Below are 8,108 nucleotides of genomic sequence, written 5' to 3' on the forward strand. Positions count from 1 at the left end.
CGACAGGCTTTCCGTGGTGACGCCGAGCCGCGCCGCCAGATCGGCCTTCGGCTGGATGCGAAGCTCGGGCCGGTCGAGCGAAGTTTCCGGGGTCACGTTGGAGATCAACGTGATCCGCTTCATCTGCGTCGCCAATTCATTGGCGACGTTGTTCACGATGTTGCTGTCGGTGCCGGTGACCACCAGCGAGATCGCGCGCAGGCCGTTTTCATCGAGGAACCAGAAGCGGATGTCGGGAACGTTCTCGAGCTCATTGCTGATCTCGAGCTCGAGATCCTTCTGGGTGATGCTGCGGTTGCCCTTTGGCGTGTAGTTGATAATCAGCGAGGCGCGCCGCACCTCGGTGATGGCGGGCGGCACGCGTCCGCCGTCGACAAACACGCTCTTGATCTCGGGCCGCTTGCGCAGGCGGGCGACGATGTCCTCGGTGACCTTCTCGGTATAGGAGAGCTGCGAGCCGGGCGGCAGCTCCATCGCCAGCAGTGAGCGCGCCGTGTCCTGCGCGGGCAGGAAGCCCTGCGGCAGCAGCCAGATGCTCCAGATGGAAAGGCCGAAGATGCCGAACCCGATCAGCACCGTGATGAAATAGTGCTTCACCGACCAGCTGACGACGCTGTGATAGCCATTGAGGATGCGGCCCGGCGGCGGATCGTCATGATCATGATGCTTCATGAAATAGGTGGCCAGCATCGGCGTGACGAAGCGCGCCGCCAGCAGCGAGAAGAACACCTGCACCGAGACGGTGATGCCGAACTGCTTGAAGAACTGCCCGGCGATGCCCGACATGAAGCTCGCCGGCGCGAAGATCGCGATGATGGTGAGCGAGATCGCGATCACCGCGAGCCCGATCTCGTCGGCGGCCTCGAGGGCGGCGCGATAGGGCGTCTTGCCCATCCGCATGTGGCGGACGATGTTCTCGATCTCGACGATGGCGTCGTCGACCAGGATGCCGGTCGACAGCGTGATGGCGAGGAAGGAGACGAGGTTCAGCGAGAAGCCCAGGATGTCCATCGCCCAGAACGCCGGGAAGATCGACAGCGGCAGCGAGATCGCGGCGATCATGGTGGCGCGGATGTCGCGCAGGAACAGCAGCACGATGACGACGGCGAGAATGGCGCCCTCGAACAGGGTCGAGATCGCCGCCTCGTAATTGCCCTTGGTGAACTTCACCGAGGTGTCGATCAGCTTCAGGTCGACGTCGGGATACTGTGTCTTCAGCGCGTCGATGCGCTTCTGCACGGCAGCGGCGACCACGACGTCGCTGGCGCCCTTCGAGCGCTTGATGCCGAGCGCGACCACCGGCTCGCCGTTGAAGCGGGCGAAGGTGCGGCGGTCGGCGATGGTGTCGGTGACGGTGCCGAGGTCGTCGAGCCGCACCTCGCCGCCGCCGAACAGCGAGATCATGGTGCCGGCGAGGTCGTTCAGCGTCTTGGCGCCGGCGAGGGTGCGGATCGCCTGGTCGTTCTTGCCGATCTCGGCGCGCCCGCCGGCCAGATCCTCGTTGGTGCCGCGCAGGCTCTGGCTGACATTGACGGCCGTCAGCCCCGCGGCCTGCAACCGGTCCGGATCGAGCGAGATCAGGATCTCGCGCTCGACGCCGCCGATGCGCTCGACCTGCGCCACACCGCGCACGCCCTGCAGCGCGCGCTTGACCACGTCGTCGACGAAATAGGAGAGCTGCTCGGGAGTCTTGCCGGGCGAGATCGCGGCATAGGTGACGATCGGCAGGCCGATGACGTCGACGCGCTGGATCAGGGGCTCGGTGACGTTCTGCGGCAGGTTGGCGCGGACGCGGGTGACGGCGTCCTTGACGTCGTTGAGCGCGCGGTCGGTATTGGTCTCGAGCGCGAATTGAATGGTGGTCAGCGACAGGCCGTCGGTGATCGAGGACGAGATGTGGCGCACGCCCTCGACGCCGGAGACACCGTCCTCGATGGTCTTGGTGACCTGCGATTCGAGCTCGGCCGGCGCCGCGCCGAACTGCGATACCGCGACCGAGATCACCGGGATGTCGGCCGAGGGAAGGCGGGTCACCGCGAGCTTGGTGAAGCTGACCCAGCCCAGGATCAACAGAATGATCGAGAAGACGACCGAGGGAAGCGGATTGCGGATCGACCAAGCCGAGATATTGAGTGCCATCAGCGTCCCCGTCGGTCGAGTTCGTCGGCGAGCATGGTGGTGACCTGGTCGCCGTCGTGCAGCGAAGAGCCGGCATCGGCGACGACGACTTCGCCGTCGGTGAGCCCTTCGAGGATTTCCGTGGAGGTGTCGGACACCAGGCCGACCTTCACCTTGCGCATCTCGACCACGTTGCCTTTGACCACCTGGACCGTGAGGTGGTCGATGGCGGTGTGCGGGATCGCGATGCCGCAGCTCCGCTTGGCGTCGATATTGGCGCGCGCGAACATCCCGATCTTGAGCGACGGGTTGTTGGTGAGCGAGATCCGGACGCGGCCGAGCTGGGTGGTGCGGTTGATCTCGGGCGACACCAGCCGGACCCGGCCGATCAGGTCGGGCGCGTTGTCGCGGTTGATGCGGGCGGTGACGCCGGGACTGAGCTTCGGCAGGTGCACGCTCGGCACCTCGGCATCGAGCTCGACCTCGTTGTTGACGGAGATGCGGAACATCGGTCCGGCCTGCGGCGAGGCCGGTGCGCCCACGATCGTCCTGACCTCGGTGACGAGGCCGGCGGCCGACGCCTTCAGCGTGATCGGGCCGCCTCTGCCCTGCTGCTGTGGCGCGCCGGGCTGCTGCTGTGGCGCCGTGAGCCGCGCCAGCTCCTGGTTCTCGGTGACGGTGTCGCCCTCGTGCACCAGCACCTCGGTGACCTTGGAGCCTTCCTGGTCGACCCCGACCACGGCCTCCCGGCGCGCCACGACATGCCCGGTCACGCGCACGAGATCGGAGAAGCAGGCGTTGGCCGATTTGACGACGACGACCTGCGGCGGGACCACCGTTTCCTTTTCCTCAGGCTCGGGGCGGTGCTCGAACCAGTAATATCCCGCCGCCAGCGCGGCAAAGAACACCACGCCCAGCCCACGCTTGATGTTGTCGGAAAGGGGCATCGCCGGATCAACTCACTGGAGGGTCGGAGAGGCAGGGGCCGCGCGGCGGCCCATCGGCGACGGGCGGTCGGCCGCTGGATGAAAAGGCGTCCCGCGAAGGCGCGGGACGCCGTGCTGTCGAACGCGTTACCTGCAACACGGAGCGCTTGCTTGATCTGATCGGAGATCTACTTGGAGGCGGTGGTCTTGTTTTCCATGTTGACCACCTGCACCCGGCGGTTCACCTCGGCCAGCGGCTGGCTCGGATCCTTCAGCTTGCTCTTGCCGTAGCCCACGGTGACGAGGTCGCTGGCCGCGATGCCGTAATTCTGCATCAGATAGTGCTTGATCGAATCGGCGCGCCGCTCCGAAAGGTCCTGGTTGTAGGCGTCGCCGCCGGCGGCGTCGGTGTGTCCGGCGACGATGAAGGTCGAGCCCTTGAGATCGGCGCTGGTGAGCGCACGGCCGAGCGCCTGTACCGACGGCAACGATTTGGCGCTGATGTCCGCCGAATTGTAGTTGAAGGTGATTTCCAGGTCGATATTCGGCTTGTCCTTCGCCATGTTGGCGATCTCCTCGCGCTCGGAGGCGGACAGCGAGCGGGTGGTGCGGCCGCGGACATTGCTGATCAGCTTGGTTTCGGCGGCGGCCTGGGCCGGATCGTCGGATGTCTGCGGCGCGAACGACAGGCCGCGGGTCAGCGGCGCCTTCTTGGCCGGCGCCAGCGCGTGGATGATCTGGTCCTCGGTGACGTTGTTCTCGCCGGCAAGGGCGGCGCCGATCCCGAGCGAAAGCGCGGCCCCAACTGTCATGACCGACAGAAGCCCCGTCAGTCTGCCGCTTCCGAACATCATCCTCGTCATTGCCAGTCCCTCCTGCGCTGCCCGCGCGTTTGAAAAAAACCTCCAGCCGGCCGCGGGCATGCGCGGCGCAGGCTCGAGCGACACCCGTTTCGAGGCGGCCATGGCGGAACTCGAATCCAGGCGCTGCTCGTGTCCCGGCTCCGACATCCGCCAACCACCCGTTGCAATCGGATACCAATATGACGCTGGACACCAACCAATATGTCGCCGCCGCCGCCCTGCGGGTTCGAAGGCGGTGGCCCTCGACCCAGAATAATCAACGCACCCCGTAGCTTTCGAATTCCTGGATGATGTTCGGGTCCATCGCCTTGGCATTGGCGACGTCGACATTGCCTTCGGAGACCGCGCCACTGCGCTGTTTGGCAAGTCCGCGGCCGTAGAGCGAGGAGGTCAGCCGCGGGTTGATCCTGAGCGCGGCGTCGAAATCGGTGATGGCATTCTTCGTCGCCCCGGACTTGAGGTTGACGAGCCCCCGGCTGTCGAGCGCATCGACGAAGTTCGGCCGCAGCCGCAGCGCCTCGTTGCAATCCTTCAGCGCTGCCTGCAGGTCGCCGACCACCGCCCGGGTCCAGCAGCGGTTGTTGAGCGCCTCGACATCCTTGGGGTTGAGCCGGATCGTGTCGTCGAAATCCTTGATCGCGAGGCTGTAGGCGCCCTTGCTGGCATAGACTTGGCCGCGCCTGTAGAGCGCGTTGACGTCGTCGGGATTGGTGACGAGCTTGTCGGTCAGGCTCTTGATGGTCGGATCATCCGAGAGCGAGGGGGAAAGCGGCTTCTCGATCGGCTTGTCCGCGACCGGCGGCGGGGGAGGCGGCGGAGCGACCGGAGCATCGATGCGCGGAGGTGGTGGCGGCGGCGACGGTGGGGGCAGGGCGGCTTCGACCGTCGGACTCGGCGAAGGTGTCGCCGCGGGGGGAGGCGGCGGCAATGTCGCGACACTCGGTCCCGTCGAAGGTCGCGTGCCGCCCCCTCCCGGGATGAAGGAAAAATCCTCCGCCAGCGACGACGAGATCCATGGCACCTGCTCCTGGCGCGAGGCCCGCGTCACGCCGACGCGGGTGCGGTTCAGCGTCTCCTCGGCCGCCAGATCCGGCACCCGGATCTCCTTCAACAGCTCCTGCACGAACAGGCTGTGCTCGCCGCCATTGTCGGGAACCACCGAGGACGGCGTCGCCGAATACATCACCATCGTTCCGTTCGGCGCGATCACCGGCGCGAGCCCGGCGGAAAAGGTGCGAAAGCGCCGCTCGTAAGGGTTGCGCCGGGAGGCGTCGATCAGCGCGATCTTGACGCCGGCGCCGCGGCTGTTGATCTCGCCGAGCACGGATTCGAGGCTCAGGCCGTCGTGACGGACGTCCTGCTCCTGCCAGATCTGCGCGTCGATCGGGATCATGTAGCTCTGGCGGTTCGACTGGATGCCGTATCCGCTGTAGAAGATCAGCGCGACCGCGCCCGGCTTGACCTTGCCATAGAACCGGTCGAATGCGCGGCGCATGGCGTCGCCGGTCAGGTTCTCCTGGATGTCGACGTCGAAGCCGTCGCGCTTCAATTCGTCGGCGACGTCGCGTGCGTCGTTGATCGGCTCCTTCAGGGGCGCGTCGGCATCGGGATATTTGGCGTTGCCGATGACCAGCGCACGCCGATCGCCGGCAGCGGACGAGGGCGCCGTCGATGCAACCGAAAAAATCAACGTCAGAAGCAATGCAAGGCGAAGTTTCATGCCGCGGCGGTCCAACAAAAAGGGCGCCGATCCCAAGCTTGCGCCCCGGCGACATTACCCCACGCGTGGCGCATTATCAAACCGCGGTGATGACGCGTCAACCACTTGCGACGCCTTGGTTATCGCGATGCGCGGGCAACATCAGGACAGGGTCTGTGCACCGAATTCGAGGGGGCTGGAGACGGGCTTTCGGCGGTGCAAGGTCCCAGAGAAGGCTCGTCATTGATGTGATTCGGCTCACATTTTTTGGGCTTGCGTCTTTCCGGTGACACATGTCCGCCGGGCTGTTCCCCAGCCCTTTTCCCGGTGGCGCGGATTTGACCTTTGGCGGCGGTAATGGCTTGTTGCGATCTCCCGCCAACGAACCACGAAAAGTGAATGCCATGGGAAATGCCTACGAGATCTATGCGCTTCGCTACGCCACCATGGCGCCGCGCACGCCCAGCATGAATTTCCTCGCGCCCGATCCGCACGACGCCACCGCACAGGACCTCGACTATTTCGTCTGGCTGATCCGCGGCGGCGGCCGCAACATCCTGGTCGACACCGGCTTCAACGCGGAGGAGGCGGCGCTCCGGGCGCGCAAGCTGACGCTCAACCCGGTCGACGCACTGGAAGCGTTCGGCGTCAAGGCCGATGCGATCCAGGATGTCGTCGTCACCCATCTGCACTACGACCATGCCGGCAATCTCGACCGCTTCCCCCATGCGCGCTTCCATCTGCAGGAGCGCGAGATGAGCTACGCCACCGGGCGCTGCATGTGCAACGGCATGCTGCGCCATCCGTTCTCGGTCGAGCACGTCACGCTGATGGTGCGCCATGTCTATGGCGAGCGCGTCACCTTCCATTCCGGTGATGGCGAGATCGCGCCCGGCGTGACCGTGCATCGCGTCGGCGGCCATTCCGACGGCTTGCAGGTGGTGCGGGTCGATACCGCGCGCGGGCCGGTGGTGCTGGCGTCGGACGCTTCACACTACTACGCCAACCTGCACAAGCGCAGCCCGTTTCCGATCGTCTACAATGTCGGCGACATGGCGCAGGGCTGGGAAATCGTCGAGCGGCTGGCCGGTCATCCCGATCGCTTCATCCCGGGGCACGATCCGATCGTCGCCGAAATCTACCCGCGCGCCAGCGACAAGGTCGACGCCTTCGCGCTGCACGAGCAGCCGTCGCGCTCGTTTGCGAAATAGCGCGCCGGATCGGCGCTCAATAGCCGAGCTTCTCGTCGGCTTCCTGGCGTGTCTGCACCAGGTCGAGATTCTTCTCGATCTTGCCGAGCAGGCGCGCCAGCTCGCGCTGCTCGGTGGCCGACAGCGCCGCCATGATGGTCTTCTCCTTGCGCAACAGGCGCGGGATCAACTCCTCATAGAGCGCCTTGCCCTTCCGCGTCAGGCGCAGCGAGAATTCGCGGCGGTCATGTGCGTTCTCGACCCGCTCGACCAGCCGTCGCCGCATCAGCGCGGTCACCGCCCGGCTGATGGTCGACTTGTGCGTGCGGGTGCAATGCGAAATGTATTGCGCGCTGCACGGCTCGTTGCGGAAGCCGATCGTCGCCAGCACCCGCCATTCCGGGATGTCGAGGCCGTAACGCTCCTGATACTCGCTGGACAGCGCCAGGCTGACCTCGGCCGCGAGCCGGTTCAGGCGGAACGGCACGAACTTGAAAAGGTCGAGCTTGGGCAAGAAAATCGCTCCGAATTGAGTTGACGCCCGCCGCATCCGGCGGTTTAAGATAGTTGCAGATGCGACCATTTGGCAAGGGCGTCCGGCGCGGTGCTGGGTCGGAGCCTTGAAATGAGCCCTTGAGATGAGCCTTGGAAGATCCATGGCACAGGCGAAACAACAGTTCGGCTACCGCCGTCACGCCGACCAGGACCGCGCCGCCGGCGAGGCGGCCGGGCATCCCCTCGTGGTGGTCGGCGCGGGTCCCGTCGGGCTGTCGCTCGCGATCGATCTTGCCCAGCGCGGACAACGGGTCGTGCTGCTCGACGACGCCGACCGGATCGGCGAGGGCTCGCGCGCCATCTGCTTCTCCAAGCGCTCGCTGGAATATTGGGATCGCCTCGGCGTCGGCGACCGCATGGCGGACAAGGGCGTGGTGTGGAGCGTCGGCCGCATCTTCCACGGCGAACAGCAGCTCTACCAGTTCGACCTGCTGCCGGAAGAGGGCCACAAGCGGCCCGCTTTCATCAATCTGCAACAATACTATGCCGAAGCCTATCTGGTGGACCGGGTCGGCGAATTGCCGGCGATCGACCTGCGCTGGCGCAACAAGGTGGCCGGCCTGGAGCAGCGCAACGATCGCGTGGTGCTGACCATCGAGACGCCCGACGGCCCCTACCGGATGCACGCGGCCTATGTGATCGCCTGCGACGGCGCACGCTCGTTGCTGCGGCAGATGGTCGGCGCGGATTTTTCCGGGCAGGCGTTCGAGGACCAGTTCCTGATCGCCGACGTCCGGATGACGGCGGCCTTCCCCAC

7 protein-coding genes are annotated in these 8,108 nt (G+C 65.7%); 2 read left to right on the forward strand and 5 right to left on the reverse strand.

Annotation, left to right across the window (positions count from 1 at the left end; all coding sequences use genetic code 11):
• From JOY90_RS08725 to JOY90_RS08740, 4 genes are all read right to left on the reverse strand, one after another.
• On the reverse strand, positions 1 to 2,139 hold a 2,139-nt coding region (locus JOY90_RS08725), incomplete at its 3' end, for an efflux RND transporter permease subunit (RefSeq protein WP_291690740.1).
• Positions 2,139 to 3,065 carry an efflux RND transporter periplasmic adaptor subunit gene (locus JOY90_RS08730; protein WP_291690741.1) on the reverse strand — a complete coding sequence of 309 codons (927 nt, stop codon included), beginning with the start codon at positions 3,063 to 3,065 and terminating at the stop codon, positions 2,139 to 2,141. The genes JOY90_RS08725 and JOY90_RS08730, both read right to left, overlap by 1 nt.
• Positions 3,066 to 3,232: 167 nt before the next feature.
• On the reverse strand, positions 3,233 to 3,898 hold the full coding sequence (locus JOY90_RS08735) for an OmpA family protein (protein WP_291690746.1): 666 nt from the start codon (positions 3,896 to 3,898) through the stop codon (positions 3,233 to 3,235).
• A gap of 265 nt (positions 3,899 to 4,163) precedes the next feature.
• Complete coding sequence (locus JOY90_RS08740; protein ID WP_291690742.1) at positions 4,164 to 5,627, reverse strand: caspase family protein; 1,464 nt, start codon at positions 5,625 to 5,627, stop codon at positions 4,164 to 4,166.
• 383 nt (positions 5,628 to 6,010) lie between these two features.
• On the opposite strand from JOY90_RS08740, the gene JOY90_RS08745 reads away from it, so the two are divergent.
• Complete coding sequence (locus JOY90_RS08745; RefSeq protein WP_291690743.1) at positions 6,011 to 6,817, forward strand: N-acyl homoserine lactonase family protein; 807 nt, start codon at positions 6,011 to 6,013, stop codon at positions 6,815 to 6,817.
• Between the two features lie 16 nt (positions 6,818 to 6,833).
• On the opposite strand, the gene JOY90_RS08750 is transcribed toward JOY90_RS08745, so the two are convergent.
• Positions 6,834 to 7,346 (reverse strand): MarR family transcriptional regulator, encoded by a 513-nt coding sequence (locus JOY90_RS08750; RefSeq protein WP_291690744.1) that lies wholly within the window; start codon positions 7,344 to 7,346, stop codon positions 6,834 to 6,836.
• Positions 7,347 to 7,452: 106 nt separating this feature from the next.
• Here JOY90_RS08750 and JOY90_RS08755 point away from each other — a divergent pair.
• On the forward strand, positions 7,453 to 8,108 hold a 656-nt coding region (locus JOY90_RS08755), incomplete at its 3' end, for an FAD-dependent oxidoreductase (protein ID WP_291690745.1).

The sequence above is a fragment of the Bradyrhizobium sp. genome, assembly GCF_019242285.1.
Taxonomy (GTDB): domain Bacteria; phylum Pseudomonadota; class Alphaproteobacteria; order Rhizobiales; family Xanthobacteraceae; genus Bradyrhizobium.